General features: G+C 72.4%; 22 protein-coding genes and 1 riboswitch. Of the genes, 6 read left to right on the plus strand and 16 right to left on the minus strand.

Annotated elements, in window-relative coordinates; all coding sequences use genetic code 11:
• Window positions 1–9: 9 nt before the first annotated feature.
• The 5 genes from ACFVXH_RS09855 to sodN all read right to left on the minus strand — a co-directional run bounded on the left by ACFVXH_RS09855 (window position 10) and on the right by sodN (window position 4,097).
• On the minus strand, window positions 10–393 hold the full coding sequence (locus ACFVXH_RS09855) for a nuclear transport factor 2 family protein (RefSeq protein WP_049649431.1): 384 nt from the start codon (window positions 391–393) through the stop codon (window positions 10–12).
• Window positions 394–483: 90 nt separating this feature from the next.
• Complete coding sequence (locus ACFVXH_RS09860) at window positions 484–1,476, minus strand: ABC transporter substrate-binding protein (protein WP_387821946.1); 993 nt, start codon at window positions 1,474–1,476, stop codon at window positions 484–486.
• A 16-nt stretch (window positions 1,477–1,492) separates the two neighbouring features.
• Window positions 1,493–2,296, minus strand: a complete 804-nt coding sequence (locus tag ACFVXH_RS09865) for an ABC transporter ATP-binding protein (protein WP_234348192.1) — start codon at window positions 2,294–2,296, stop codon at window positions 1,493–1,495.
• Window positions 2,293–3,372 carry an iron ABC transporter permease gene (locus ACFVXH_RS09870; RefSeq protein WP_074001420.1) on the minus strand — a complete coding sequence of 360 codons (1,080 nt, stop codon included), beginning with the start codon at window positions 3,370–3,372 and terminating at the stop codon, window positions 2,293–2,295. Before ACFVXH_RS09870 ends, ACFVXH_RS09865 begins: the two co-directional genes overlap by 4 nt.
• Before the next feature lie 122 nt (window positions 3,373–3,494).
• Window positions 3,495–3,620, minus strand: a riboswitch (cobalamin riboswitch).
• Window positions 3,621–3,701: 81 nt separating this feature from the next.
• On the minus strand, window positions 3,702–4,097 hold the full coding sequence (gene sodN, locus ACFVXH_RS09875) for a superoxide dismutase, Ni (RefSeq protein ID WP_049649434.1): 396 nt from the start codon (window positions 4,095–4,097) through the stop codon (window positions 3,702–3,704).
• 276 nt (window positions 4,098–4,373) lie between these two features.
• Here sodN and sodX point away from each other — a divergent pair, with 276 nt between their 5' ends.
• Entirely contained in the window at window positions 4,374–4,736 is a 363-nt protein-coding gene (gene sodX / locus ACFVXH_RS09880; RefSeq protein ID WP_082345175.1) for a nickel-type superoxide dismutase maturation protease, read from the plus strand.
• 7 nt (window positions 4,737–4,743) lie between these two features.
• On the opposite strand, the gene ACFVXH_RS09885 is transcribed toward sodX, so the two are convergent.
• The 5 genes from ACFVXH_RS09885 to ACFVXH_RS09905 form a co-directional block, all read right to left on the minus strand.
• On the minus strand, window positions 4,744–5,325 hold the full coding sequence (locus ACFVXH_RS09885) for a CGNR zinc finger domain-containing protein (RefSeq protein WP_049649436.1): 582 nt from the start codon (window positions 5,323–5,325) through the stop codon (window positions 4,744–4,746).
• Window positions 5,326–5,438: 113 nt separating this feature from the next.
• The gene (locus tag ACFVXH_RS09890; RefSeq protein ID WP_387821951.1) at window positions 5,439–6,242 is read right to left on the minus strand and encodes an amino acid ABC transporter ATP-binding protein; all 804 of its coding nucleotides are present in this window, start codon (window positions 6,240–6,242) and stop codon (window positions 5,439–5,441) included.
• Entirely contained in the window at window positions 6,239–7,213 is a 975-nt protein-coding gene (locus ACFVXH_RS09895) for an amino acid ABC transporter permease (RefSeq protein ID WP_049649438.1), read from the minus strand. Before ACFVXH_RS09895 ends, ACFVXH_RS09890 begins: the two co-directional genes overlap by 4 nt.
• A 37-nt stretch (window positions 7,214–7,250) precedes the next feature.
• Window positions 7,251–8,177: an ABC transporter substrate-binding protein gene (locus ACFVXH_RS09900; RefSeq protein ID WP_063780035.1), complete on the minus strand. Its 927-nt coding sequence runs from the start codon at window positions 8,175–8,177 to the stop codon at window positions 7,251–7,253.
• Window positions 8,178–8,596: 419 nt separating this feature from the next.
• Window positions 8,597–9,520: an ABC transporter substrate-binding protein gene (locus ACFVXH_RS09905; RefSeq protein ID WP_387821956.1), complete on the minus strand. Its 924-nt coding sequence runs from the start codon at window positions 9,518–9,520 to the stop codon at window positions 8,597–8,599.
• A 583-nt stretch (window positions 9,521–10,103) separates the two neighbouring features.
• Between ACFVXH_RS09905 and ACFVXH_RS09910 the strand changes: the two genes are divergently transcribed.
• Together ACFVXH_RS09910 and ACFVXH_RS09915 are read left to right on the plus strand one after the other, a co-directional pair.
• A complete protein-coding gene (locus ACFVXH_RS09910; protein WP_049649441.1) occupies window positions 10,104–11,300 on the plus strand; it encodes an NADP-dependent malic enzyme in 1,197 nt (398 codons plus the stop codon).
• A gap of 149 nt (window positions 11,301–11,449) precedes the next feature.
• A complete protein-coding gene (locus ACFVXH_RS09915; RefSeq protein ID WP_049649442.1) occupies window positions 11,450–12,412 on the plus strand; it encodes a zinc-binding dehydrogenase in 963 nt (320 codons plus the stop codon).
• Window positions 12,413–12,521: 109 nt separating this feature from the next.
• Here ACFVXH_RS09915 and ACFVXH_RS09920 read toward each other — a convergent pair whose 3' ends face one another.
• The 6 genes from ACFVXH_RS09920 to ACFVXH_RS09945 form a co-directional block, all read right to left on the minus strand.
• Window positions 12,522–13,556: a PadR family transcriptional regulator gene (locus ACFVXH_RS09920; RefSeq protein WP_049649443.1), complete on the minus strand. Its 1,035-nt coding sequence runs from the start codon at window positions 13,554–13,556 to the stop codon at window positions 12,522–12,524.
• A gap of 1 nt (window position 13,557) precedes the next feature.
• On the minus strand, window positions 13,558–14,466 hold the full coding sequence (locus ACFVXH_RS09925) for a DUF4097 family beta strand repeat-containing protein (protein WP_074001425.1): 909 nt from the start codon (window positions 14,464–14,466) through the stop codon (window positions 13,558–13,560).
• A 254-nt stretch (window positions 14,467–14,720) separates the two neighbouring features.
• A complete protein-coding gene (locus ACFVXH_RS09930) occupies window positions 14,721–14,900 on the minus strand; it encodes a DUF6104 family protein (RefSeq protein ID WP_049649445.1) in 180 nt (59 codons plus the stop codon).
• A 152-nt stretch (window positions 14,901–15,052) separates the two neighbouring features.
• On the minus strand, window positions 15,053–18,811 hold the full coding sequence (locus ACFVXH_RS09935) for a multifunctional oxoglutarate decarboxylase/oxoglutarate dehydrogenase thiamine pyrophosphate-binding subunit/dihydrolipoyllysine-residue succinyltransferase subunit (protein ID WP_387821961.1): 3,759 nt from the start codon (window positions 18,809–18,811) through the stop codon (window positions 15,053–15,055).
• 233 nt (window positions 18,812–19,044) lie between these two features.
• Entirely contained in the window at window positions 19,045–20,232 is a 1,188-nt protein-coding gene (locus ACFVXH_RS09940) for a cell wall metabolism sensor histidine kinase WalK (RefSeq protein WP_082346227.1), read from the minus strand.
• 94 nt (window positions 20,233–20,326) lie between these two features.
• Window positions 20,327–21,064 carry a response regulator transcription factor gene (locus ACFVXH_RS09945; RefSeq protein ID WP_181970677.1) on the minus strand — a complete coding sequence of 246 codons (738 nt, stop codon included), beginning with the start codon at window positions 21,062–21,064 and terminating at the stop codon, window positions 20,327–20,329.
• Window positions 21,065–21,682: 618 nt separating this feature from the next.
• Between ACFVXH_RS09945 and ACFVXH_RS09950 the strand changes: the two genes are divergently transcribed.
• The 3 genes from ACFVXH_RS09950 to ACFVXH_RS09960 all read left to right on the plus strand — a co-directional run bounded on the left by ACFVXH_RS09950 (window position 21,683) and on the right by ACFVXH_RS09960 (window position 25,729).
• Window positions 21,683–22,393, plus strand: a complete 711-nt coding sequence (locus ACFVXH_RS09950) for a rhomboid-like protein (RefSeq protein ID WP_074001427.1) — start codon at window positions 21,683–21,685, stop codon at window positions 22,391–22,393.
• Window positions 22,394–22,621: 228 nt separating this feature from the next.
• Window positions 22,622–25,021 carry an endopeptidase La gene (gene lon, locus ACFVXH_RS09955; protein WP_049660270.1) on the plus strand — a complete coding sequence of 800 codons (2,400 nt, stop codon included), beginning with the start codon at window positions 22,622–22,624 and terminating at the stop codon, window positions 25,019–25,021.
• Between the two features lie 132 nt (window positions 25,022–25,153).
• A complete protein-coding gene (locus tag ACFVXH_RS09960; RefSeq protein WP_375876495.1) occupies window positions 25,154–25,729 on the plus strand; it encodes a GtrA family protein in 576 nt (191 codons plus the stop codon).
• The last annotated feature ends 31 nt before the right edge of the window (window positions 25,730–25,760 follow it).

Genomic DNA, 25,760 nt, shown 5'->3' on the forward strand with positions numbered 1-25,760 from the left:
TCCGTGAGCCTACTGCTCGGGACCGGTCTCGTCCCAGGCCTGGAGGGAGGTCTGGTCGATGATCCGGCCGTCCCGCAGACCGGCCATCGAGGACATCAGCACCCGGACGCCGTCCGGGTACCGGCAGGACTCCAGGAAGGCGACGTGGTCGCCCTGGACGACCACCTGTTCCAGTGTGTGGGTCATCTCGCGGCCGTAGACGTCGTCCAGCATGGCGCCGATCTCCTCCCGCCCGTGCATCACCAGGGGGTGGCTGGGCTGGGTCTTGCGGTCGACCATGCGCAGTTCGGCGTCCTCCGCGTAGAGCGCCAGGAGGGCCTCGGCGTCGCGGCGCTCGATGCCCTCGCGCAGTGCGCGGGTGTCGAAGGCGGCGGGGGCCGTCGTGGTGGTCATGATCTCGCTCCTCCGGTCGGGTTCCGTCGGCTCGTACCTTGAGCGTACGCCCGCGGCCGCCCGGACCCGGAGGAGCGGGATCCGGGCCGGTCAGGGGGCCGGCACGGTGCGCAGGTAGGCGGCCAGCGCGCTGATCGCGGCCGGGTTGCGCGGGCTCTCCACCAGGTCGACGTAGTCCATGACGAAGATCCGGCCGTTCCTGACCGCGGCGACGTCGGCCAGCGGCGGGAAGGACGTCAGGAACTTCCGCTTCTCCTCGGCCTTCGGCGTCGCGTAGTCGTTGATCACGATCACCTCGGGGTCGCGCTGCACCACGCTCTCCCAGCCGGCCGTGACCCAGCTGTCGGCGAGGTCGCCCATGATGTTGGTCCCGCCGGCCTTGGCGATGATCTCGTTGGCGGCGGCGAACTTCCCGGCGGTGTACGGCTTGTCCTGCCCGCTGTCGTACAGGAAGACGGAGGGGCGGCGCTCGGGCTGCGGGACGGCGGCGATCCGCGCCTTGAAGTCCGCGATCAGCTGGTCGGAGCGGTCCTTGACGTCGAAGATCTCGCCGAGGTTGGCCAGGTCGGTGTAGAGCGCCTCCAGCGGGTCCATCACGCCGCGCTCGGTGCCCTTGCCGCTGCGGCAGGACTCGCTGAGCACGTACGAGTCGACGCCGAGCGCCTTGAAGGCCTGCGGGGTGACGCCGCTGCCCTCGTCGAAGCCGTAGTGCCAGCCGGCGAAGACCAGGTCGGCCTTGGCGTCCAGCGCGATCTCCTTGGTGAGGATCTTCTTGGAGAGCCAGGTGGTCTGCTGGTAGCCGTCCTTCCAGGCGACCTGGTCGATCTTCCCCTTGTCGTCGGGCATCACGTAGCCGGCCATCCGGTCGGCGAGGCCGAGCGAGAGCATCAGTTCGGTGATGTTGACGTCGTTGGTCACCACCCGGGCGGGCTTCTGCGCGAAGGTGAGCTTCTCCCCGCAGTTGTCCACCGTCACGGGGTAGTGGGCGGAGGCGGTGGCGGCCTCCTTCGGGGCGATCTCGGCGCCGCAGCCGACGAGTCCGAGGGCGAGCAGGGCGGTGGCGGCAACGGCCTTGGTGCGCACGGGAGTTCCTTGGGGGTCAGGGGAGGCGGTCGAAGAGCAGCTGGAGGGCGCCGGTCTCCGGGTGGCGCACCGGGGTGCCCCGGACGCCGAACACCTCGGCCAGCAGGGCGGGTCGGAGCACCTCGTCGGGCGGCCCGGAGGCGACGATCCGGCCGTCCCGCAGGACGTACAGCAGGTCGCAGTGGCCCGCCGCCAGGTTGAGGTCGTGCAGCGCGGTGAGCACCGTCGGACCGGCCTCGCGGGCGAGCGCCAGCACCTCCAACTGGTGCGCGATGTCGAGGTGGTTGGTGGGTTCGTCGAGCACCAGCAGGCGCGGTTCCTGGACCAGCGCGCGGGCGAACAGCACCCGCTGCTTCTCGCCCCCGGACAGGCTCAGGAAGCCCCGCTCGGCGAGGTGCCCGGCCCGGACCTTGCGCAGCGCCTCGGCGCAGCGCCGCTCGTCCCCGTCGACTTGGGCGCCGAAGCCGCGGCGGTGCGGCAGCCGGCCCATGGCGACCACCTCGGCGACGGTGAAGTCGAACTCGGCGGAGTGCTCCTGGGTCAGCGCGGCCACCCGGCGGGCGCTCTCGCGGGCGGTGAGGGCGTGCAGGTCGTCGCCGGCCAGCCGGACCACGCCGCCGGCCGGCTTCAGCACCCGGTAGACGCAGCGCAGCAGGGTCGACTTGCCGCTGCCGTTGGGGCCGATCAGGCCGACCACCTGTCCGGCGGCGGCCGCCAGGCTCACCTCGTGGACCAGCCGGGTGCCGGCCAGCTCCACCGAGACGCCGTCGACGGCGAGGTCCTGGGCGTGCACCGGGGTCGGGTCGGTCGTCGCGGTCACCGGGCACCTCCGAAGGCCTGGCCGCGGCGGCGCATCATCACCAGGAAGGCGGGCACGCCGAGCACCGCGGTGAACACCCCGACGGGCAGTTCGGCGGGCGCCAGCAGGGTGCGCGAGGCGATGTCCACCCAGACCAGCAGCAGCGCCCCGGCGAGCGGCGCGACCACCAGCACCCGGCGGTGCCCGGCGCCGACCAGCATCCGCGCCAGGTGCGGCATCAGCAGCCCGACGAAGCCGATCGCTCCGCTGACCGCGACCACGGTGCCGGTGACGGCGGCGGTCACCACGAACAGCTCGCGGCGCAGCCGGTCCGGGTCCACGCCGAGCGAGGCGGAGGTCTCGTCGCCCATCGCGAGCGCGTCCAGCCGCCCGGCGGTGCAGGCCAGGTAGGCGAGCCCGGCCAGCACGGTGACGGCGGCGATCGGCACCTTGCCCCAGGTGGCGCCGCCGAGGCTGCCGAGCAGCCACATCATGACGTCCCGGGCGGCCTCGCCGCGGTCGGCGGCGAAGACCATCAGGGTGGTGGCGGCGGAGAAGCCGTAGGACAGCGCGGTGCCGGTGAGCACCAGCCGCAGCGGGGTGAGCCCGTACGCGGTGCGGGCCGCGACGTAGACCAGGGTCATGGCGGCCAGCGCGGAGCCGAAGGCGGAGGCGGAGATCGCCCACACCCCGAGCGAGGCGAAGGCGCCGAACAGCATCACGGCGTTGGCGCCGACGGCCGCGCCGGAGGAGATGCCGAGCACGAAGGGGTCCGCCAGCGCGTTGCGCACCAGGGCCTGGACGGCGACCCCGCAGGCGGCCAGCCCGGCGCCGACCACGGCGGCCAGCACGGTGCGCGGCAGCCGGATCTCCCAGACGATCGCGTACGCGGCCGCCTCGTCCGCGTCCAGCCGGCCGCCCGTCAGCCCGGCGCCCAGGAGCCGCAGCACCCGGGGCAGGCCGAGCCCGGAGGAGCCGAGGGCGACCCCGCAGACCAGGGAGAGCAGCAGGGCGGCGGCGAGTCCGGCGGCGAGCGGGACGACGGGTATTCGGCGAGCGGGCGGGCCGACTGCACGGTTGACGGGTGCGCGGTTCACGGGTGCGCCTTGCCTCGGGCCGGGAGCGCGCCGGGGCGGGCGCGGGCCGGGGGCGTGCCGGGGCGCCGTTCCCCTCGCAGTCCGCGGCGAGTTGTCGGGAGGTCGGCGGCCGAGGGCGATCGGGCTGGCGCGGCCGTACGGGCGGGTACGGGCCGTGCTCACCGTTGCGGGTCAGCGCCGGATTCGCACCGGACTTCCCCCTCGGACGCCCTGGCAGCATAACAGCCACTCAGGGCAGGCAACCCTTACCGAGCCGGGTCGGACGTGAACGCACGACCGCCCCCGTCCGGCGGTGCGGACGGGGGCGGTCGGGTGGCGACGCGTCAGGCTCAGGCCTGCTTGGTCTCCCAGAAGATTTTGTCGACCTGGGCGATCAGGTCGAGCAGGGCCTGGCCGGTGGCCGGGTCCGTGGACGCCTTGGCGGCCGAGGCGGCCTTCAGGGTGTCGTTGATCAGCTGGTGCAGCTGCGGGTACTTCTCGAAGTGCGGGGCCTTGAAGTAGTCGCTCCACAGCACCGAGATGTGGTGCTTGACGGCCTCGGCGCGCTGCTCCTTGATGATGACGGCGCGGGCGCGGAAGTGCGGGTCCTCGTTGGCCTGGTACTTCTCCTGGGTGGCCTTGACCGACTCGGCCTCCAGCTTGGCCTGCGCGGGGTCGTAGACGCCGCAGGGCAGGTCGCAGTGGGCGTGGACGGTGGCGCGCGGTGCAAACAGACGAGAGAACATGGGAGTCCTTCCTTAGATCGTCTTCCCGCGCCCGAGATTACCCTTCCGCCCTCCCGGTTTCGCGATCGGGCGGTGGGCCTAGGGCGAAAGACGGACCGGGAACCGGCGCAATCCGGACATCGGACGGACGGCGGTCCGTACGGCAGACTGGGGGCGCGAGCGGGGGCGGGAGGAGGAGTCGTGGCGCGGAGCACGCGAGCGGAGGGCGCCGGGGCGGGGGAGCGCGGCCCGGGCGGCGCGCTGCCGTTCGGGCTGGTCGACGTGGCGGGGCCGTCGATGGTCCCGACCCTGCGCGAGGGCGACCGGCTGCTGGTCCGCTACGGCGCGCCGATCCGGCCCGGCGCGGTGGTGGTCTTCCGGCACCCCTTCCAGCAGGACCTGCTGGTGGTGAAGCGGGCCGCCGAGCGCCGGGCCACGGGCTGGTGGCTGCTCTCCGACAACCGCCCGGTGGACAGCGACAGCCGCAGCTACGGCGCCGTCCCGGACGAGCTGGTGCTCGGCCGGGTGCTGCTGCGGCTGCGCCCGAGCCCGGTCTGGCTGGCGCCGGGGCGCCGGCTGGAGCGGCTGCTGCTCACCCCGCGGCTGGCCCGGGTGCCGGGCCTGGCCCGCCGGCTCGGCGCCTGGGTCGAGGAGGTCTAGCGGGCCGCTACGCCCGGGCCGCCGCCTCCGCCTCCAGGCGCTTGCGGGCCCGGTAGGCGGCCACGTTGGCGCGGGTCGCGCAGCGGTCCGAGCAGTAGCGGCGGGAGCGGTTGGTCGAGGTGTCCAGGTAGGCGTTGCGGCAGGGCGCGGCCTGGCAGATGCCGAGCCGGTCGGCGCCCAGCTCGGTGAGGTGGACGGCCAGGCCCATGCAGGCGACCGCGCTGAAGTGGGCGGTGGCGGTGGGGGAGTTGTCGGCCAGGTGCAGGTGCCAGCGCGGCCGCCCGGCGTCGTCCAGGTAGTCGTGCCCGGAGATCAGCGGGCTGACCGGGTACTCCATCAGCAGGCTGTTCAGCAGGTCGACGCCGCGGATCTCGTCCCCGCCGGCGGCGGCCTCGAAGACCCCGCGCAGCCGGGTCCGCACCGCCCGCAGCCGGGGCACGTCGGACTCGTCGGCGAGCGAGCGGGCCCGCGAGGAGTCGGAGAAGAGACCGCGCACCGCCTCCACGGAGGTCAGCGAGTCGGTGCCGCGCTCGGGCTCCTCGGTGTTCACCAGCCGGACGGCGAGATCGGCGTAGGCGGCGAGCTCCACAGGGGTCCTTCCAGGGGGGTCGGTAACGGGCTGACTGCCTCCAGCCTATTACCCGGGCGGGGAAAACGACGGCGCCCGGCAGGAGTGGCCTGCCGGGCGCCGGGCGTACGGGCTCAGAGCACCTTGGAGAGGAAGGCCCTGGTGCGCTCGTGCTGCGGGTCGGTGAGCACCTCGCGGGGGTTGCCGGACTCGACCACCACCCCGCCGTCCATGAACACCAGCGCGTCGCCGACCTCGCGGGCGAAGCCCATCTCGTGGGTGACGACCACCATGGTCATGCCCTCCTCGGCGAGGCCGCGCATGACGTCGAGGACGTCGCCGACCAGCTCCGGGTCGAGCGCGGAGGTCGGCTCGTCGAAGAGCATCAGCTTGGGCTTCATGGCCAGCGCGCGGGCGATCGCCACGCGCTGCTGCTGGCCGCCGGAGAGCTGCGAGGGGTAGTTCTTCGCCTTGTCGGCGAGGCCGACCCGCTCCAGCAGGGCCATCCCGCGCTCGCGGGCGTCGGCCCGGCTCTCGCCCTTGACCTGGACCGGCGCCTCCATGACGTTCTCGACGGCGGTCATGTGCGGGAACAGGTTGAAGCGCTGGAAGACCATGCCGATGTCGCGCCGCTTGAGGGCGACCTCGCGGTCCCTGAGCTCGTGCAGCCGGTCGCCCTTCTGCCGGTAGCCGACCAGCTCGCCGTCCACCCAGAGGCGGCCGCCGTTGATCTTCTCCAGGTGGTTGATGCACCGCAGGAAGGTCGACTTGCCGGAGCCGGACGGGCCGATCAGGCAGAACACCTCGCCCTGCCTGACCTCCAGGTCGATGCCCTTGAGCACCTCGACCAGGCCGTACGACTTGTGCACGTTCTCGGCGCGGACCATCGGCTCGCCGGACGCGCCGCCGCCGGCGGGGGACTTGGTCAGATCGGTCATACGTGACCACCTCCCTCGAGCCCCGGGACGACGTCGGCGGTCGTCCTGGGGGCGGGCTTCCCGGCGAACAGCCTCCGCAGCCGCTGCAGCGGGGTGGGCGGGAGGGTGCGGTTGGAACCTCGGGCGTAGTGGCGCTCGATGTAGTACTGGCCGATGGTCAGCACCGAGGTGAAGAACAGGTACCAGAGGCTGACCACGATCAGCAGCGGGATGTTCTGGTAGTTCCGGGAGTAGATGACCTGGCCGGCCCGGAAGATCTCCTCCAGGGAGATCACGGAGACCAGCGAGGTGGTCTTCAGCATCGAGATGGTCTCGTTGCCGGTCGGCGGGATGATCACCCGCATGGCCTGCGGCAGGACGATCCGGCGCATGGTCTGGAACCGGCTCATGCCGAGCGCGTGCGCGGCCTCGGTCTGGCCCTCGTCCACCGACTGGATGCCGCCGCGGACGATCTCCGCCATGTAGGCGGCCTCGTTGAGGCCGAGGCCCAGCAGCGCGGCGACGAAGGTCGGGATCAGCACGTTGGTCTGCTCGGACCAGAACTCCGGGCCCCACGGGACGCCGATCGACAGCTTGGCCCAGATCAGGCCGAGGAAGTTCCAGAACACCAGCTGCACCAGCACCGGGGTGCCGCGGAAGATCCAGATGTAGACCCACGCGACGCCGGCCAGCAGCGGGTTCGGGGACAGGCGCATCACCGCGAGGACGATGCCGCCGACCACACCCATGAGCATGGCGAGCACGGTCAGTTCCAGCGTCACCAGCAGGCCGTGCATGATGCTGTCGTGGAACAGGTACTGACCGACGATGTCCCACTTGAAAGCGGGGTTGGTGAAGAGGGCGCTCACCAGCATCGCCGCGAGTACGGCGATGACGACGGCGCCGGCCCAGCGTCCGGGGTGGCGGACGGGGACGGCCTTGATGGTCTCGGGCCGGCCCTGCTCCGCCGTCCCCTTGTCCAAAGAGTTCACGGTGTGGCCTCGGGGGAGAAGATGGAGCGGACGAGGGTCAGCTGACGGCGCCGTTGACGGTCGAGGTGGTGATGGCGCCGGACTCGACCCCCCACTTGGCGAGGATCTGCTTGTAGGTGCCGTCGTCGATCAGCGACTGGACGGCCCCCTGGACGGCCGGGGTGAGCTTGGAGCCCTTGGCCAGCGCGACGCCGTAGGGGGCCACGCCGTAGGTCTCGCCGACCTTCTCCAGCTGGCCGCCGGACTGCTTGATCGCGTAGTCGACGACCTGGGAGTCGGCCATCATCGCCTGGTCGCGTCCGGAGACCACGGCGTTGGTGACGTCCGTCTGGAGGTCGAACTTGTCGCCGCCGTTCTGGACGCCCGGCTTGCCGGCCTTGGCGCAGTCCGGGTCGCGGGTGTCCTTGATCTCGTCGGCCTGGGTGGTGCCGGTCTGGACGGCGACCTTCTTGCCGCAGAGGTCCTTCGGGTCGATCTTCTCCGGGTTGCCCTTCTTCACCGCGACGGCGCTGCCGGAGTTGAAGTAGGTGACCATGTCGACGATCTGCTCGCGCTCCTTGTTGTCCGTGAAGGACGACATGCCGAGCTGGAACTTGTTCGACTGGATGCCGGGGATGATCGCGGTGAAGCCGGAGTCCTGGACCTCGGCCTTCAGCCCGAGCTTGGCGGCGATGGCGTTGGCCAGGTCGACGTCCATGCCGATGACCTTGCCGCTGTCGTCCTTGAACTCGTCCGGCGCGTACGAGGCGTCGGCGCCGACCAGGAGCTTGCCGGCGGCCTTGACGTCGTCCGGGACGAGCCCGGCCAGCTTGGGGTCGGCCTTGACCTCGTTGACGGTCGCGGAGGCGTTGGGGGCGCCGCTGCTCTCGCTCTTGCTGCTGCTGCAACCGGTCAGCACCAGGGAGACCGAGGCGGCGACCACACCGGCTGCGAAGAGCCGGCTGCGCTGGGTACGGGTGGTCATGAGGGGGATCTCCATCCTGGGGGAGAGAGGTCGGGCGGAGCGCGCCGCGGGAGCGGCGCACCGGAACGGCGAGCCGCGCGGCTCGGTACGGGTGCGTGTCGCCGTACGTCGTCGTACGTGCAGGCCGGGTCGTGCAGTTGCCCGGGCGCGGGGGAGCCGTCCGGGGTTGTACGAGGTACTGCTTCCGCCACCCTCCGCCGAGGTGGACGTTGACCGGACGGCCTCGACCAGTGGCCGGCTCGATCCGAGATGGGGGGAATCCTGCCATCTGATGACAGTCAGGTGGCCCTCATCCAGATCAAAATCGGATAACGAGGGGTCGCGCTGTCCGCTATTCGGACTTATTCCGCGCCCCTGTCACTCTGCGCATAAGTATGCAGATCGGTCCGTGCCGTCCCCGGAGGCCCGCCGCCCCCGCCTCAGATGCCCCCGTTGACCACCGCGTTCTGCGCCGCGCCGGCGCCGACGTTCCACTTGGCCAGGATCTTGTCGTACTCGCCGCTGCGGATCAGCTGGTCGATCGCCCCGGCCAGCGCGTCCCGCAGCGGCCCGTCGTCCTTGCGCACCGCGATCCCGTACGGGTTGGAGGTGGACTGCCCGCCGGTCACCTCGAAGCGGGCGCCGCCGTCGGTGGTCTTCGCCGCGTAGGCGGCCACCGGGTAGTCGTTCAGGCCGGCCGCGGCGGCGCCCGAGGCGACCTCGGCCAGCGCCTTGGTGTCGCTGTCCAGCTTGTGCGGGGTCAGCGGGCGGCCGGCCCGGGTGCAGACGCCGACCTGGCGGGTGACGATCTCGTCCTGGGTGGTGCCCTGCTGGAACGCGACGGTCTTGCCGCACAGGTCGTCCAGGCCCCTGATCCCCTTGGGGTTGCCCTTCGGGACGACGATCGAGGTGCCCGCGATGAAGTAGTCCACGAAGTCCACGCCCGGGCCGGTCGGCTTGCCGGTCTCGTCCACCGCGTCCCGGCGCCGGCGGGTGTCGCTGAGCGCGGACATCGCCACGTCGTACTGCTTGGCCTGGAGGTTCGGCACCAGCTTGTCGAAGGGGGTGTCGACGAACTCGACCCGCACGTCGAGGATCCGGCCCAGGGCGGCGGCGAGGTCCGGGTCGAGGCCGGTCGGCTTGCCGTCCGGGCCGCGGAACTCCACCGGGGCGTAGTTGACGTCCATGCCGACCCGCAGTGCGCCGGCCGACCGCTGGGCCTTCGGCAGCTTGCCGCGGAGGTCCTTGACCGGGTCGCCCGGGGCGGCCTGCCCGCCGCCGCAGCCGGTCAGCAGGAGGGCTCCGGCGGCGGCCAGGGCGGCGCCGGCCGGGACCGGACGGAGGGCGTGGCGGACGTGCGGCATGAGGGCGGCTCCTGAGGGAGGGAGGTGGGGCCGCCACGGTGTCGCACGGGTGTACGCGAAATGGCGGACAAGCGATCCTGCCATCCCGCCCTGCCGGGCCCGGCGGCGGGTGTGTCAGAATTCGGTACCGGGTGACCCCCGAACGCTCGAACCAGGCCGACGAGCCCCGACAGGCTCGGGGTGCCCGGGAACGGAAGTCCTCACGCGGCTCCGTATCCGGGGCACCGGATCCCCTTCGGCCTGTGTTCACTCCTGCGGGTGCGCGTGCGCTCATGCCGTTGCCGCCGCCGGAGCCCGGCGCTTCCGCCGCCGGGCCCCTGTGACGCGACAGCGCGGCGATGAACCGTACGTGACGAGGACGAAAAGGCATAGGTGCGATGCCTTCCTCCGACCTACGCTCGGCCCGGAAGCACAACGCGGACAACACAGACCCCATACAACCCTCATCCGAGGGCGCCGCCCGACGGCAGCGCCCCGACCCCGACCCCGGGTCCGCTTCGGCGTACCCGGTTTCCGGTTTCCGGACGGGTCGCCCTGCCCGTCGGCCGCGCGTCCTCGCCAGATCAATGACGAAGAGGTCATCGTGGCAGCGGAGATCATTCACAGCAGCACCCAGGACACCGAGGATCCGGTCGACGCGGTCTTCGCGCTCCACCGCGGCGGGAAGATGGAGATCCGGGCGACCGTCCCGGTGCGCGACGCGGACGACCTGTCCCTCGCCTACACCCCCGGTGTCGCCCGGGTCTGCACGGCCATCGCCGAGCAGCCGGAGCTGGTCAACGACTACACCTGGAAGTCCAACACCGTCGCGGTGGTCACCGACGGCACCGCGGTGCTGGGCCTCGGCGACATCGGCCCGCAGGCCTCGCTGCCCGTGATGGAGGGCAAGGCCATCCTGTTCAAGCAGTTCGGCGGCGTGGACGCGGTGCCGATCGCGCTCGACTGCACCGGGGTCGACGAGATCGTCGAGACCGTGGTCCGGCTGGCGCCCTCCTTCGGCGGCGTCAACCTGGAGGACATCTCCGCGCCCCGCTGCTTCGAGATCGAGCGCCGGCTCCAGGAGGCCCTGGACATCCCGGTCTTCCACGACGACCAGCACGGCACCGCGATCGTCACCACCGCGGCCCTGTGGAACGCCGCCAAGGTGACGGGCCGTGAGATCGGCTCGCTGCGGGCCGTCATCTCCGGCGCCGGCGCGGCCGGCATCGCCATCGCCAAGATGCTGGTCGCGGCCGGCATCGGCGACGTGGCCGTCTGCGACCGCAAGGGCGTGGTGTACGAGGGCCGCGGCGACCTCACCGACGTCAAGGCCGAGATCGCCGGGCGGACCAACCGCACCGGTCTCAAGGGCTCGCTGGCCGACGCGATGGCCGGCGCCGACGTGTTCATCGGCGTCTCCGGCGGCACCGTGCCGGAGGAGGTCGTGGCGACCATGGCCGAGGGCGCGTTCGTCTTCGCGATGGCCAACCCCAACCCGGAGATCCACCCCGAGGTCGCCCACAAGTACGCCGCCGTGGTGGCCACCGGCCGCAGCGACTTCCCGAACCAGATCAACAACGTGCTGGCCTTCCCGGGCATCTTCGCGGGCGCCCTCCAGGTCCGCGCCTCCCGGATCACCGAGGGCATGAAGCTGGCCGCCGCCAAGGCGCTGGCCGGCGTCGTGGCCGACGAGCTGACGCCGCAGAAGGTCATCCCCTCGCCGTTCGACGAGCGGGTCGCGCCGGCGGTCACCAAGGCCGTCGCCGAGGCCGCCCGGGCGGAGGGCGTCGCCCGGATCTGACGAGGTGATCGGGGGAGCGCGCCCGCCACGGCGGCCGCTCCCCCGCGTCCCCCCGAGCGCCCGGAGGCGAGCGGGGGAGCAGCAGCCGGGACACGCGTCACACCTCCGCGTGGTTCCCGGCCCCGGCCGTCGCGGCTATCGTCCGGGGCATGTTCGCTGCCTACGCCGCACGTACCGACGCCGCCGACCCGCTGAGCGGGCTGGAGCTGGGCGACCTCCCCGAGCCGCAGGCCCGCCCCGGGTGGAGCGTGGTCACCGTCCGGGCCGCCAGCCTCAACCACCACGACCTGTGGTCGCTGCGCGGGGTCGGCCTGCCCGCCGAGCGGCTGCCGATGATCCTCGGCTGCGACGCCGCCGGCGTCGACGAGCACGGCAACGAGGTGGTCCTGCACTCGGTGATCGGCCAGAGCGGCCACGGGGTCGGCCCGGACGAGCCGCGGTCCATCCTGACCGAGCGCTACCAGGGCACCTTCGCCCAGCGGGTCGCGGTGCCCACCTGGAACCTGCTGCCCAAGCCCGCCGGGCTGAGCTTCGAGCAGGCCGCCTGCCTGCCCACCGCCTGGCTGACGGCCTACCGGATGCTGTTCACCAACGCCGGGGTCAAGCCCGGGGACACCGTCCTGGTGCAGGGGGCGGGCGGCGGCGTGGCGACCGCGCTGATCGTCCTCGGCAAGGCGGCCGGCCTGCGGGTCTGGGTCACCGGTCGGGACGAGGCCAAGCGGGCCCGGGCGGTGGAGCTCGGTGCCGACGCGGCCTTCGAGAGCGGCGCCCGGCTGCCCGAGCGGGTGGACGCGGTGCTGGAGACGGTCGGCGCCGCGACCTGGTCGCACTCGGTGAAGTCGCTGCGCCCGGGCGGCACCATCGTCATCTCGGGGGCCACCTCCGGCACCAACCCGAGCTCCGTCGAGCTGAACCGGATCTTCTTCCTGGAGCTCAGGGTGGTCGGCTCGACCATGGGCACCAAGGAGGAGCTGGCCGGGCTGCTCGCGTTCTGCGCCAACACCGGGGTCCGGCCGGTGATCGACTCGGTGCTGCCGCTGGCCGAGGCCCGGGACGGCTTCGCCCGGCTCGCCGAGGGCGACGTCTTCGGGAAGATCGTCCTCACTCCCTGACGGCACCCCGCTCCTGACGGAGCCCCACCCCCTGACGCCTGCCCGCGGGCGTGCGGCGGCCCGGTGCCTCCCGTGACGGGGGCACCGGGCCGCAGGAGCCGTTCCGGGCTCAGCCGAGCAGCCGCTTCAGCCGCTCGCCCGCGGCGCCCAGCACCGTACGGGCCTCGGCCAGCGTGTCCGCGTTCACCCCGCCGTCCCGGGCCGCGTCGCGGACCTGGTCGCGGAAGCGGTCGAGCAGCCGCTCCAGCTCGCGGGCCGGGTCCCCGGCCGGGTCGGTGGCGGCCCACGGCGGCAGGTCGGCCGGGGTGTCGGAGCCGTCCTTGTCCAGGTCGATCCTGGTCACGGTGACCCGCTCGGCGGGCTCGGCGGGCGGCTCCTCCGCGCCGTGGCCCCAGCGGGCCGCGTCCGCCAGGCCGGCCAGGCCCTTGGTCAGCTCGGACAGGCCCTCGGCCAGCCCGGTCGGCCAGTCGCCCTTCGCGGCGTGCTCGCGCACCTGCTGCTCGACCCGGCGCTTGATCCGCAGCGCCTCCTGCTGGGCCGCGGTGCGCGAGGCCTTGGCCTGCTCGCGCAGCCGTCGGGCCTCCGCCTCGGCGGCCTTCGCCTTGGCCTTGGCGGCCTTCTCCTGCTCCCGGGCGCGCTTGGCCTGCTCCTTGGCCTGCTGCTTGAACTGGGCGAACTCCTCCTTGGCGCGCTGCCAGGACTCGTTGTCGCCCCAGGGCCCGGCCCACGGGTCGCCGGGCTCGGTGCGCTCCGGCCCGGGCGCCTGCCGGGCGGCGTTCCACAGCTCCTCGCGCAGGTCCTTGGCGCTGTCCCGGACGTCCTCGCGGATCGCCCCGGCGAGCTGCGCCACGGAGTCCCGGATCTCCACCTCCAGCTCGTCCAACTCGACCTGCCGGGCTTCGAGTTCGGCGCGCCCGGCGTCGGTCAGCCGGTACACCTTGCGGCCGCCCTCGGTGCTGTGGGCGACCAGGCCCTCCTGCTCCAGCTTGGCCAGCCGCGGGTAGACCGTCCCGGCCGAGGGGGCGTACAGGCCCTGGAACCGCTCCTCCAGGAGCCGGATCACCTCGTAGCCGTGGCGCGGGGCCTCGTCCAGCAGCTTCAGCAGGTAGAGGCGGAGCCGGCCGTGGCCGAACACAGGGGTCATCTCAGGCCTCCTTGGTGAGGTTCGGGGTGCCCGGGCCGGCCGGGAGCTCCTTGACCACGACCGGGCCGTCCTCCTCCGCCTCGGGGCGGCGCAGCACGGTGACCGCGCCGGAGACGGTGGTGACGTGGAGGCTGCCGCGGCCCTCGCCGAGGCGGCCGGAGATCTTCTTGGCGCCCCAGGTGCTGCTCATCTGGAGCTCTTCGAAGGTGCTGGAGACGTCGCCGCTGGTGGAGCCGGCCTCGACGGTGGCGTCGGCCAGCGAGGGGATCCGGATCACGACGGCGCCGCTGACGGTGTTGACCTTGACGTCGGTCTCGCCGGCCACGTCGAGGTCCAGGGTGACGGCGCCGGTGACGGTGTTGGCCTGGACCCGGTCGGCGGTGCCGGCGATCACGGTGAGCTGCCCGGAGACGGTGTTGACCTTGAGCCGGCCGCCGACCGCGTGGGCGTCCACGTCACCGGTGACGGTGCCGGCCTCGATCTGGCCGGTGACCCCGGCGAGGGTGGTGTCGCCGTTGGCGCTCTGCACCGAGACGTGCCCGCTGACGCCGCTGACGGTGGTGTCGGCCGACACGGTGCCGACCTTGACCTCGACCTCGGTCGGGACGGTCACCGTCACGGCGGCGATCCGCTTGCGCTTGAAGGAGCCGAAGAGGTCCTTCACCGAGCCGACCGACTTGAGCCGGTCGCCGAACTCGCCCCAGCTGTGGATGTCCTTGTAGGTGACCGTCAGGACGCCGTCCACCAGGGTCACGTGCAGGGGCTCGCCGGCCAGCTCGGTGACCTCCAGGCGGGTCGGGCCGTCGGCCGCCACCACGTTCACCGTGCCCTCGATGGTCCGCACGTGCAGCGCGCGCACCGGCTCGTCGAAGGTGATCCTCTCGGTGCCCTCGACCGTCCACTGGCTCATGTCCGTCGCCTCCCGTTGTCGATCGCGATGTATCGCGTTCTCTTCTAAAGACGATATATCGCGTGCTGGCAGAGTCAAGCGCCCCGACCCCCGAACCCGACCCCGATCCGTCCCCGACCCGTCCCCGAGTCCTCCCCTACGAGGCCCCCGGGGTTCCGCACCCTTCCGCACTCCTCCGCACTCCTCCGCGCCCCGGACACGCGCGAGGCCCGGGAGGCGGTTGCCTCCCGGGCCTCACGGCGGCCGTCACCGGGTCACTCGTCGTCCTCGTCGTCGAGCCGCGCCAGCCAGGTGGCCAGCCGCTCGACCGGGACCTCGAAGTCCGGGTTGAGGTCGACGAAGGTGCGCAGCTGCTCGGCCAGCCACCCCAGGGTGACCTCCTCCTCGCCGCGCCGGTTCTCCAGCTCCTCGATGCCTCGGTCGGTGAAGTACACGGTTCGCTCCGGTCCGGTGGGGATTGACCTGGTCAGGATAGTCCGGGCCGGTCGGCCGTCGTACCGGTGGTGGCCCGGCGAACGCCCGCGGCCCCGCCCTCCCGGTGGGGAGGACGGGGCCGCGGGTGTGGAGAGCGTCGGGCTTCGGCTCGTCAGAGCGCGAAGACCTCCTCGACCAGCGCCTGCTGCTCGGCGGCGTGCCGCTTGGCCGAGCCGACCGCCGGGGACGAGGCGGCGGTACGGGCGACGCGGCGCAGACGGGCGTCGCCGCCGGTGCGGCCGATGACGACCTGGAGGTGGTCGACCAGGTTCATCGCGATGAACGGCCAGGCACCCTGGTTGGCCGGCTCCTCCTGCGCCCAGACGAACTGGACGTTGTCGCCGTAGCGGGCCAGCTCCTCCTGGAGCTCGGCCACCGGCAGCGGGTAGAGCCGCTCGACCCGGACGATCGCGGTGTCGGTGACGCCGCGCTCGGCGCGGGCCGCCGCCAGGTCGTAGTAGAACTTGCCGGCGGTGATGACCACCTTGCGGACCTGCGCCGGGTCGACGGTGGAGTCGCCGATGACCGGGCGGAACGAGCCGGACAGGAACTCCTCCGCCGCACTCGCCGCGGCCTTCAGACGCAGCATCGACTTCGGGGTGAAGACGACCAGCGGCTTGTGGTGCGGGTTGTGCGCCTGCCAGCGCAGCAGGTGGAAGTAGTTCGACGGCAGGGTCGGCATCGCGACCGTCATGTTGTCCTGCGCGCACATCTGCAGGAAACGCTCCGGACGGGCGGACGAGTGGTCCGGTCCCTGGCCCTCGTAGCCGTGCGGCAGCAGCAGGGTGACGCCGGAGTGCTGGCCCCACTTCTGCTCGGCGGAGGCGATGTACTCGTCCACCATGGTCTGCGCGCCGTTGACGAAGTCGCCGAACTGCGCCTCCCACATGACCAGCGCGTTCGGGCGGGTCAGCGAGTAGCCGTACTCGAAGCCCATGGCCGCGTACTCCGACAGCAGGCTGTCGTAGACGGTGTAGCGGGCCTGGTCCTCGGTGAGGTACTGCAGCGGGGTGTAGTCCTCGCCGGTCTTGCGGTCGATCAGGACGGCGTGCCGCTGGCCGAAGGTGCCGCGGCGGCTGTCCTGGCCGGCCAGGCGGACCGGGTGGCCCTCCATCAGCAGCGAGCCGATGGCGAGGGTCTCGCCCATCGCCCAGTCGATGGTGTTGTCCTCGACCGAGGCGGCGCGGCGCTGCAGCTGCGGCAGCAGGCGCGGGTGGACGGTCAGCCAGTCCGGGTGGTTGACCTGCGAGGCGGCGATCCGCTTGACCATCTCCTGGGAGATGCCGGTCTGGATGCTGACCGGGAAGTCGGCCTGCGGCTTGCCGGCGGTGGCGTCGGCCGGTGCCTGGGCCGCGTCGCGGACCTCGGCGAAGACCTTCTCCAGCTGGCCCTGGAAGTCCTGGAGCGCCTGCTCCGCCTCTTCCATGGTGATGTCGCCGCGACCGATCAGGCCCTCGGTGTACAGCTTGCGCACCGAGCGCTTCTTGTCGATCAGGTCGTACATCAGCGGCTGGGTGAACGACGGGTTGTCGGCCTCGTTGTGACCGCGGCGGCGGTAGCAGATGAGGTCGATCACCACGTCCTTGTGGAACGCCTGGCGGAACTCGAAGGCGAGCCGCGCGACGCGGACCACGGCCTCCGGGTCGTCGCCGTTCACGTGGAAGATCGGGGCCTCGATCATGCGGGCCACGTCGGTGCAGTACATCGAGGAGCGCGAGGACGCCGGGGCGGCGGTGAAGCCGACCTGGTTGTTCACCACGACGTGCACGGTGCCGCCGGTGCGGTAGCCGCGCAGCTGCGACATGTTCAGGGTCTCCGCGACGACGCCCTGGCCGGCGAAGGCCGCGTCGCCGTGGACCTGGATCGGCAGCACCGGGAAGGTGGTGCCGCCCTGGTCCAGGATGTCCTGCTTGGCGCGGGCGATGCCCTCGACGACCGGGTCGACCGTCTCCAGGTGGGAGGGGTTCGCGGCGAGCGAGACCTTGATGGTCTCGCCGTCCAGGCCGGTGAAGGTGCCCTCGGAGCCCAGGTGGTACTTGACGTCGCCGGAGCCGTGCATCGACTTCGGGTCGAGGTTGCCCTCGAACTCGCCGAAGATCTTGCCGTACGGCTTGCCGACGATGTTGGCCAGCACGTTCAGGCGGCCGCGGTGGGCCATGCCGATGACGGCCTCGTCGAGGCGGTGCTCGGCGGCGGAGTCGATGGTCGCGTCCAGCAGCGCGATCAGCGACTCACCGCCCTCCAGCGAGAAGCGCTTCTGGCCGACGTACTTGGTCTGCAGGAAGGTCTCGAAGGCCTCGGCCGAGTTCAGGCGGCGGAGGATCCGCAGCTGCTCCTCGCGCTCGGGCTTCGCGTACGGCTTCTCCAGGCGCTCCTGCAGCCACTTGCGCTGCTTCGGGTCCTGGATGTGCATGTACTCGATGCCGACGGTGCGGCAGTACGTGTTGCGCAGCAGGCCGAGGATGTCGCGGAGCTTCATCATCTTCTGGCCGCCGAAGCCGCCGACCGCGAACTCGCGCTCCAGGTCCCACAGGGTGAGGCCGTGGGTGGTGACGTCCAGGTCGGGGTGCTTGCGCTGCTTGTACTCCAGCGGGTCGGTGTCGGCCATGAGGTGGCCGCGGACCCGGTAGGAGTGGATCAGCTCCATGACGCGCGCGGTCTTGTTGACCTCGTCGTCGTGGGTGGTGGCGACGTCGGTGGCCCAGCGGACCGGCTCGTACGGGATCCGCAGCGACTCGAAGATCTCGTCGTAGAAGCCCTTTTCGCCGAGCAGCAGGCGGTGGATCTCGCGCAGGAACTCGCCGGACGCCGCGCCCTGGATGACGCGGTGGTCGTAGGTCGAGGTCAGCGTCATGATCTTGGAGACGCCCAGCCGGGACAGGGTCTCCGGGGCGGAGCCCTGGAACTCGGCCGGGTACTCCATGGCGCCGACGCCGACGATGGTGCCCTGGTTCTGCATCAGGCGCGGCACGGAGTGCACGGTGCCGATGCCGCCGGGGTTGGTCAGCGAGACCGTGACGCCGGTGAAGTCGTCCATGGTCAGCTTGTTGGCGCGGGCCCGGCGGACGATGTCCTCGTAGGCCTGCCAGAAGCCGAAGAAGTCGAGCGTCTCGGCCTTCTTGATGGCCGCGACGACCAGCTGGCGGTCGCCGTTCGGCTTGACCAGGTCGATGGCCAGGCCGAGGTTGACGTGCTCCGGCTTGACCAGGAAGGCCTTGCCGTTCTCCACCTTGTAGCTGTAGTTCATGCCCGGGGCGGCCTTGATGGCCTGGACCAGGGCGTAGCCGATCAGGTGGGTGAAGGAGACCTTGCCGCCGCGGGCGCGCTGCAGGTGGTTGTTGATGACGATGCGGTTGTCGATCAACAGCTTCGCCGGCACGGCGCGGACCGAGGTCGCGGTCGGCACCTCCAGCGAGGCGTCCATGTTGGTGGCGACGGCCTTGGCCGGGCCGCGGAGCTGGATCAGCTCGGGGCCGGCGGCGGCAGCGGGCTCGGCCGGCGCCGGGGCGGCGGCCTTGGGGGCCGGGGGCGCGGCGGGCGCGGCGGCGAGCGGAGCCGGGGCGGCGGCCGGAGCCGGAGCCGGGGCGGCCGGCGCCGGAGCGGCGGCGGGCGCGGCCGGAGCAGCGGCTGCGACGGCGGGCGCGGGGGCAGCGGCAGGGGTCGGCGCGGGGCCGGCCTGGGTCGCGGCCTGGGTCACTGGGGTCACCTCGGTACCGGGCTTGTAGTCGGCGAAAAAGTCCCACCAGGCTCGGTCGACCGAGTTCGGGTCCTGGAGGTACTGCTGGTAGATCTCGTCGACGAGCCACTCATTGGGGCCGAAGCCAGTGGAGCTTGCCGAGCTGTTGGGGGTTTCAGGGGACTGTGGCGACACGGCGGCAACCGCCCTCTTCCGCTTCCTTTTGGGATGTTTGGACAGCGGGGATTAAGGCTACGCCCCTGACCAGTGATCGCGCAGTCCCCGGGGCCCAGGCGTCGCCCAGATCACAGTGCTGACCTGCACTTTGGCTGAAAAAGTGCGTTAGAAAGCCGTATCTGAGGGGAACCGATCAGCGCCGAACAGGGGGCATACCGGGGCCAAAGCGGACAAAAACCCGGCCAAATCCTCTAACGATCTTCGTAGACCGCTGTGTCGGATCTGTGACAAATGTCCCGACCGTCGCTCTGACGCCGTGCGGGCAGCCGGACCTCGATCCGGCAGCCGCGCGGGGACTCGGCCACCGCGATCCGTCCGCCGTGCAGGTCCACCGCCCAGCGGGCGATGGCCAGGCCCAGTCCGGTGCCGCCGTCCGAGCCCGGCCCGGCGGCGGTCGCGGTGCCGCTGCGGCTGAACCGCTCGAAGACCCGGGAGCGGTCGGCCGGCGGGATGCCGGGGCCCTCGTCCTCGACCTCCAGCAGCAGGCCGCCCTCCTCGCCCTCCGGCCTCGCCCGCACCGTCACGGTGCCGCCGGGCGGGGAGTGCTTGCAGGCGTTGTCGACCAGGTTGGCGACCACCTGGTGGAGCCGTTCCGGGTCCGCCACGCCGGTCAGGCCGGTCGGGCTGACCTCCAGGGCCAGCCGGACGTCCCCGCGCCGGGAGAAGGCGCCGCCGGCCGTCGCACCGTCCACGGTGACCCCGCGCAGCACGCCGTCCAGGAACTCGCGCACCTCGAAGGGGCGGGCGTCCAGGGCGACCACGCCGTCGTCGATCTTGGAGAGGTCGAGCAGGTGGGTGACCAGGCGGCCGAGCCGCTCGGTCTGCTCCAGGGCCGCCCCCAGGGTGGCCGGATTGGGCTGGACGACGCCGTCCACCACGTTCTCCAGGACGGCGCGCAGCGCGGCGATCGGCGTCCGCAGTTCGTGCGAGACGTTGGCGACCAGCTCGCGGCGGTGCCGGTCGGCGGCCTGGAGGTCGGCGGCCATGGCGTTGAAGGCGGCCGCCAGCTCGCCGATCTCGTCGCGCGAGTTCACCTCGACCCGGCGGCTGTAGTCGCCGGAGGCCATCGCGCGGGCGGCGGCCGTCATCTCGCGCAGGGGGGCGGTCAGCCCGTGCGCGAGGAACTGCATGAAGAGCAGTGAGGCGATCATGGAGAAGACCATGATGATCCGGATCTGGGTCTCGGACCGGATCGCCACGACCACCATCCCGGTGGCCAGGCACACGGAGACGATCACGAGCAGGGTGAGCTTGCCCTTGATCGAGCGGACCGGGTCGAGCGGCCGGATGTCGGCCCAGACCCGGCGGGCGGCACGGGCGGCCAGGTTCTGCGGCCGCGTGTCGGCGGATTCCCCGTTGCGTTGCTGTGGAAAGGTCATCGGTTCCTTGTGGTCCCCGCGGTGTCGGCCCGCGTGGTGGCACGGCGTCGTCCGGGCTGCGGGCCCCCCGGTGGCCCGTCGCCCGAGGAGGGCCCTAGGAGAGCGGGGCCTCCAGCGCGTATCCGACACCGTGGACGGTGCGGATCCAGCTGGCGCCGATCTTCCGGCGCAGCGCCTTGACGTGGCTGTCCACGGTGCGGGTGCCGGAGGCGTCGGTCCAGTCCCAGACCTCGGCCAGCAGCTGCTCGCGGGTGAGCACGGCGCGCGGCTGGGCGGCCAGGCAGGCGAGCAGGTCGAACTCGGTCGGCGTCAGGTGGACGTCGCCCGAGGCCAGCCGGACCCGGCGCTGCACGTGGTCGATCTCCAGCTCGCCGAACCGCAGGCTGCCCAGCGCGGGCGTGCGGGCGGCCTGCTGGGCGCGCTCGACGCGGCGCAGCAGGACGTTGACGCGGGCGGCCAGTTCGCGCATCGAGAACGGCTTGGTCATGTAGTCGTCCGCGCCGACGCCGAGGCCGACCAGCAGGTCCGTCTCGTCGTCGCGGGCGGTCAGCATCAGCACCGGCACCGGGCGCTGGGCCTGGATCCGGCGGCACACCTCCAGGCCGTCGAAGCCGGGCAGCATGATGTCGAGGACCACCAGGTCCGGCTGCCAGGTGTGGAAGCCGTCGACCGCGCCGGGGCCGTCGTGGGCCACGGCGACCTTGAAGCCCTCGGCGCCCAGCCGGGCGGCGATCGACTCGGCGATCGTGGGCTCGTCCTCCACCACCAGGACTCTGCGCTGGCTGCTCACAGTGCCGCCGGCGTTGTGGTTGTCCTGCTGAATCTCTGTCACGGTCACGCCACCGCCCCCAGGGCTGCGGGCCGGCCACCTGTGGGGATGGCGGGGCTCCGCTCGTAGTCTTGTTCCGTCGTGGACTGTGCCGGGTCCGCCGTCCCGTCGCGCGATCGGGAGCCGAGGACGGATGGTCGGCCGCCCACTTCTCCCGCGCACTTCGCAGCGTACGGACAGCGGATGCTTCCCGGCAGGTGGACCGGACGTTTCCGGCCCGTGGGCCGGCTGTCGGGCCGCCCTCGGACCCACTGCACGAGTGGGCACGGGCCGATACCTTACCCGTCGAATTTTCTCTGCGTAACGGTACGTATGCAGTGCAGTTGACGCCAAGTCGCCGGTCAGAGGCCCTGGTGCCCCGTTTATGGGGAGAAGGTCTGGACCAATGTCGGGAATCCGGCGGTCCGCTACGGCGACGGTCTTCACGGGCTTCTTTCAGGTGCCTCTCAGAACCTCGACGTACCGTGGCCACGTGAGCGCCCGGCCGGGCGGAATCCGCGGCGCGCGCCGGTACGTTGGGCATCCGGCGGGGAGCCGGTGGCTGCGGCGTGGAGCGGAGGCGGCATGGCGGGACTCGGGCGGGGTGCCGACGGGTGCGGGAGTGCGGGGGCGCCGTACGGAATGCTCCGCCTCGGGCTGCGCACCGGCGTCCTGGAATGGCTGCTGGAACGGGTGCCGACGCCCCGGAGGACGCCCTTCACGCTCGGGTACCTCGCCGTCGTGGGAGCCACCACGACCTTCGCCCGGCTCGCCGATCCGGAACTCGTCCAGCGTCTGCAGGAGGCCTCCAGTTCGGACGGCCACAACCTGCTCCAGCATCCTTTGCGCGCCCTTGTGCTGAGCGGGTTCTGGGTGGCCGGCGAGGTGTGGATGCCGTACCTGTGGGGATTCGCCCTCACCCTCGCCCCGCTGGAGCGCAGGGTCGGCCCGGCCCGGGCCGCGGCGGTGTTCGCGGCCGGGCATGTCGCGGCGACACTGCTCTCCCAGGGCGTGGTGATCACCGCGGTGGAGACCGGGCGGATGGCGCCCGAGGCGATGGACTACCTGGACATCGGGGTCAGCTACGGCGTGCTCGCCTGCCTGGGCGCGGTGGCCGGGCTGCTCTCCTGGCGCGGGCGGCTGCTCGCGCTGGGCGGCGCCGGGCTGATGATCGCCGAGCAGATCGCCACCGACAAGGACGTGATCACCGGGGTGGGGCACCCGGCCGCGGTGCTGACCGGGGTCGCGCTGTGGCGCTGGCTGCGCCGGGCCGAGCGGCGCCCGCCCCGGCCGCGCCCGGCCGCCGCGACGGCCGCGGGCGGTGCGCCCGCGCGGGTGCGTGCGGCGCGCTGACGCCTGTGCGTTAGGCGCGTCTACGCTGTCGCCCGGTCGGACCTCCCCGGACTCGCGGGGCTCCCCGTCGGGACTTTTCGAGGCGTGTCCGGTGCTCTTTTGACGAAGTCGGGTGCCGCGCTTTCCCCGCCGATTCCTGTTCGCTCACGGCGAACAGGGGGCCGGGAACATCCGGCGCCTGTGAAGCCTTAGTCAGGTCGACTCAAGTTCACTGACTGGGGAGAGATCATGGCATCGACGTCCACACCGCTCACCCTGCCCGTGCTGCCGCTCGACGACGAGGTCGTCCTGCCGGGCATGGTCGTCCCGCTGGACCTGAAGGACACCGAGGTGCGCGCCGCCGTCGAGGCCGCCCGGGCCGCCGCCACCGGCGCCGGCAAGCCGCAGGTCCTGCTGGTCCCGCGGGTGGACGGCTCGTACGCAGCGGCCGGCACGCTGGCCACCGTGGAGCAGGTCGGCCGGCTGGCCGACGGGGAGCCGGCCGCGCTGGTGCGCGCCGTGCGCCGGGTCCGGATCGGGGTCGGCACCACCGGCCCCGGCGCCGCCCTCTGGGTGGAGACCACGCCGTTCACGGAGTCCTCGGTGGGCACCCCGGTGGCCGGCCGGGCCGCCGAGCTGGTCAAGGAGTACAAGGCGCTGTCCACCCAGTGGCTGCGCAGGCGCGGCGCCTGGCAGATCGTCGACCGGGTGGCGCAGATCGAGGGCGTCGGCGAGCTCGCCGACAACATCGGCTACGCGCCCTTCGCCACCGCCGAGCAGAAGCTCAAGGTGCTGCTGGAGGCCGACCAGGTCGCCCGCCTGGAGTACGCGCTCGCCCTGCTGCGCGACCACCTCGCCGAGGAGGAGGTCAACGACACCATCCGCAAGGACGTCGAAGAGGGCGTGGCCAAGCAGCAGAAGGAGTTCCTGCTCCGCCGCCAGCTGGAGGCCGTCCGCAAGGAGCTGGCCGAGCTGAACGGCGACCCGGCCGACGAGGAGGGCGACTACCGCGCCCGGGTCGAGGCCGCCGACCTGCCGGAGAAGGTCCGCGAGGCCGCGCTCAAGGAGGTCGACAAGCTGGAGCGCTCCTCCGACCAGTCGCCCGAGGGCTCCTGGATCCGCACCTGGCTGGACACCGTCCTGGAGCTGCCCTGGAACGAGCGCACCGAGGACGCGTACGACATCGCCGGCGCCCGCGCGGTGCTGGACGCCGACCACGCCGGCCTGGCCGACGTGAAGGAGCGGATCGTCGAGTACCTGGCCGTCCGCAAGCGCCGGGCCGACCAGGGGCTCGGGCTGATCGGCGGCCGCCGCGGGGGAGCGGTGCTGGCCCTGGTCGGGCCGCCCGGAACGGGAAAGACCTCGCTCGGAGAATCGGTGGCCCGCGCCATGGGCCGGAAGTTCGTCCGGGTCGCGCTCGGCGGCGTCCGGGACGAGGCGGAGATCCGCGGCCACCGGCGCACCTACGTCGGCGCGCTGCCCGGCCGGCTGGTGCGGGCGATCAAGGAGGCCGGCTCGATGAACCCGGTCGTCCTGCTCGACGAGATCGACAAGGTCGGCTCCGACTACCGGGGCGACCCGGCCGCCGCCCTGCTGGAGGTGCTGGACCCGGCGCAGAACCACACCTTCCGGGACCACTACCTGGAGGTCGAGCTCGACCTCTCCGACGTCGTCTTCCTCGCCACCGCCAACGTGCTGGAGTCCATCCCCGGGCCGCTGCTCGACCGGATGGAGCTGGTCCGGCTGGACGGCTACACCGAGGACGAGAAGGTCGTCATCGCCCGCGACCACCTGCTCCCGCGCCAGCTGGAGAAGGCCGGTCTGGGCGGCGGGCAGGTCACCGTGGACGAGCCGGCGCTGCGCAGGCTCGCCGGGGAGTACACCCGGGAGGCGGGCGTCCGCACCCTGGAGCGCTCGATCGCCCGGGTGCTGCGCAAGATCGCCGCGCAGGCCGAGCTGGGCGAGCGCGAGCTGCCCGCCGCGGTCGGCGCCGAGGACCTGCGCGCCCTGATCGGCCGGCCGCACCACGTGCCGGAGTCCGCCCAGGAGCCGGCCGAGCGCCGTACCGCCGTCCCCGGCGTGGCCACCGGCCTCGCGGTGACCGGCGCCGGCGGCGACGTCCTCTACATCGAGGCCTCGCTGGCCGACGCCGAGACGGGCGGCACCGGGCTGACCCTCACCGGGCAGCTGGGCGACGTGATGAAGGAGTCCGCGCACATCGCGCTCTCCTACCTGCGCTCGCGCGGCGCGGAGCTGGAGCTGCCGGTCACCTCGCTGCGCGACCGCGGCGTGCACCTGCACATCCCGGCCGGGGCCATCCCCAAGGACGGGCCGAGCGCCGGCATCACCATGACCACGGCGCTGGCCTCGCTGCTCTCCGGGCGCAAGGTGCGCACCGACGTGGCGATGACCGGCGAGGTGTCGCTGACCGGGCGGGTGCTGCCGATCGGCGGGGTGAAGCAGAAGCTGCTCGCCGCCGACCGGGCCGGGGTCACCACGGTGATCATCCCCAGGCGCAACGAGGCCGACCTGGACGACGTCCCGGCCGAGGTGCTGGAGCGGCTCACCGTCCACCCGGTGGCGGACGTCCGGGAGGTGCTGGAGCTGGCGCTGGAGCCGGCCGGGGCCGCGGTGCTGGTCGCCGCCTGACCGGCTCGCCCCGGCCGCCGCTCCGACCGCCGCCCGGGCCGCCCGAGCGGCGGTCCGGGCGGCCCGTCGGCGCCCCGCGGGGCCGCGGCGATCTGCGGGGCCGACGGCACCCCCGCGTGCGAGACTGCGGAGATGCCGTCCCCCACGCAGCGGGCCCTGGCCCGGGTGCCCGAGCGGCTGCGCCCGTTCCTGGTGCGGCACCGCCGGCTGGTGAAGTTCCTGCTGGTCGGGAGCGGCTGCTTCGCGCTCACCACGGTGATCGACTTCGAGCTCAAGTTCACCGTGCTGGAGCACAAGCCGGTGGTCGCGCTGACCGTCGCGACGGTGATCGGCACCGTCGTCTCGTACGTGCTGAACCGCCGCTGGGCCTTCCGGGCCCTGCGGGCCGACGGCCGGCGGCGCGAGGTGCTGGTGTTCGTCCTGGTCAGCGCGGTGGCGATCGCCGTCAACGACGTGCCGCTGGCGGTCTCCCGGTACCTCCTGGACCTGCGCGAGCCGTACGTCGACCCGCTCCGGCAGGAGGTCGCGGACTTCCTCAGCGGGATGGTCGTCGGCACCTTCGTGGCGATGCTGTTCCGCTACTGGGCGATCCGGCGGTGGGTCTTCCCGCCCGCCGGGACGGCCCCGGCCGAGCCCGTCCCGGTGCCGACGACGGTGCCCCCGGAACCCGGCTACGCTGCACCCGAGATGCCACGGGATGTGCCGTAAGGACGTAAAAGGGGCGAGGTGAGCCTTGTGC

The organism is Kitasatospora sp. NPDC058184, assembly GCF_042883725.1.
In the GTDB taxonomy this organism is placed as follows: domain Bacteria; phylum Actinomycetota; class Actinomycetes; order Streptomycetales; family Streptomycetaceae; genus Kitasatospora.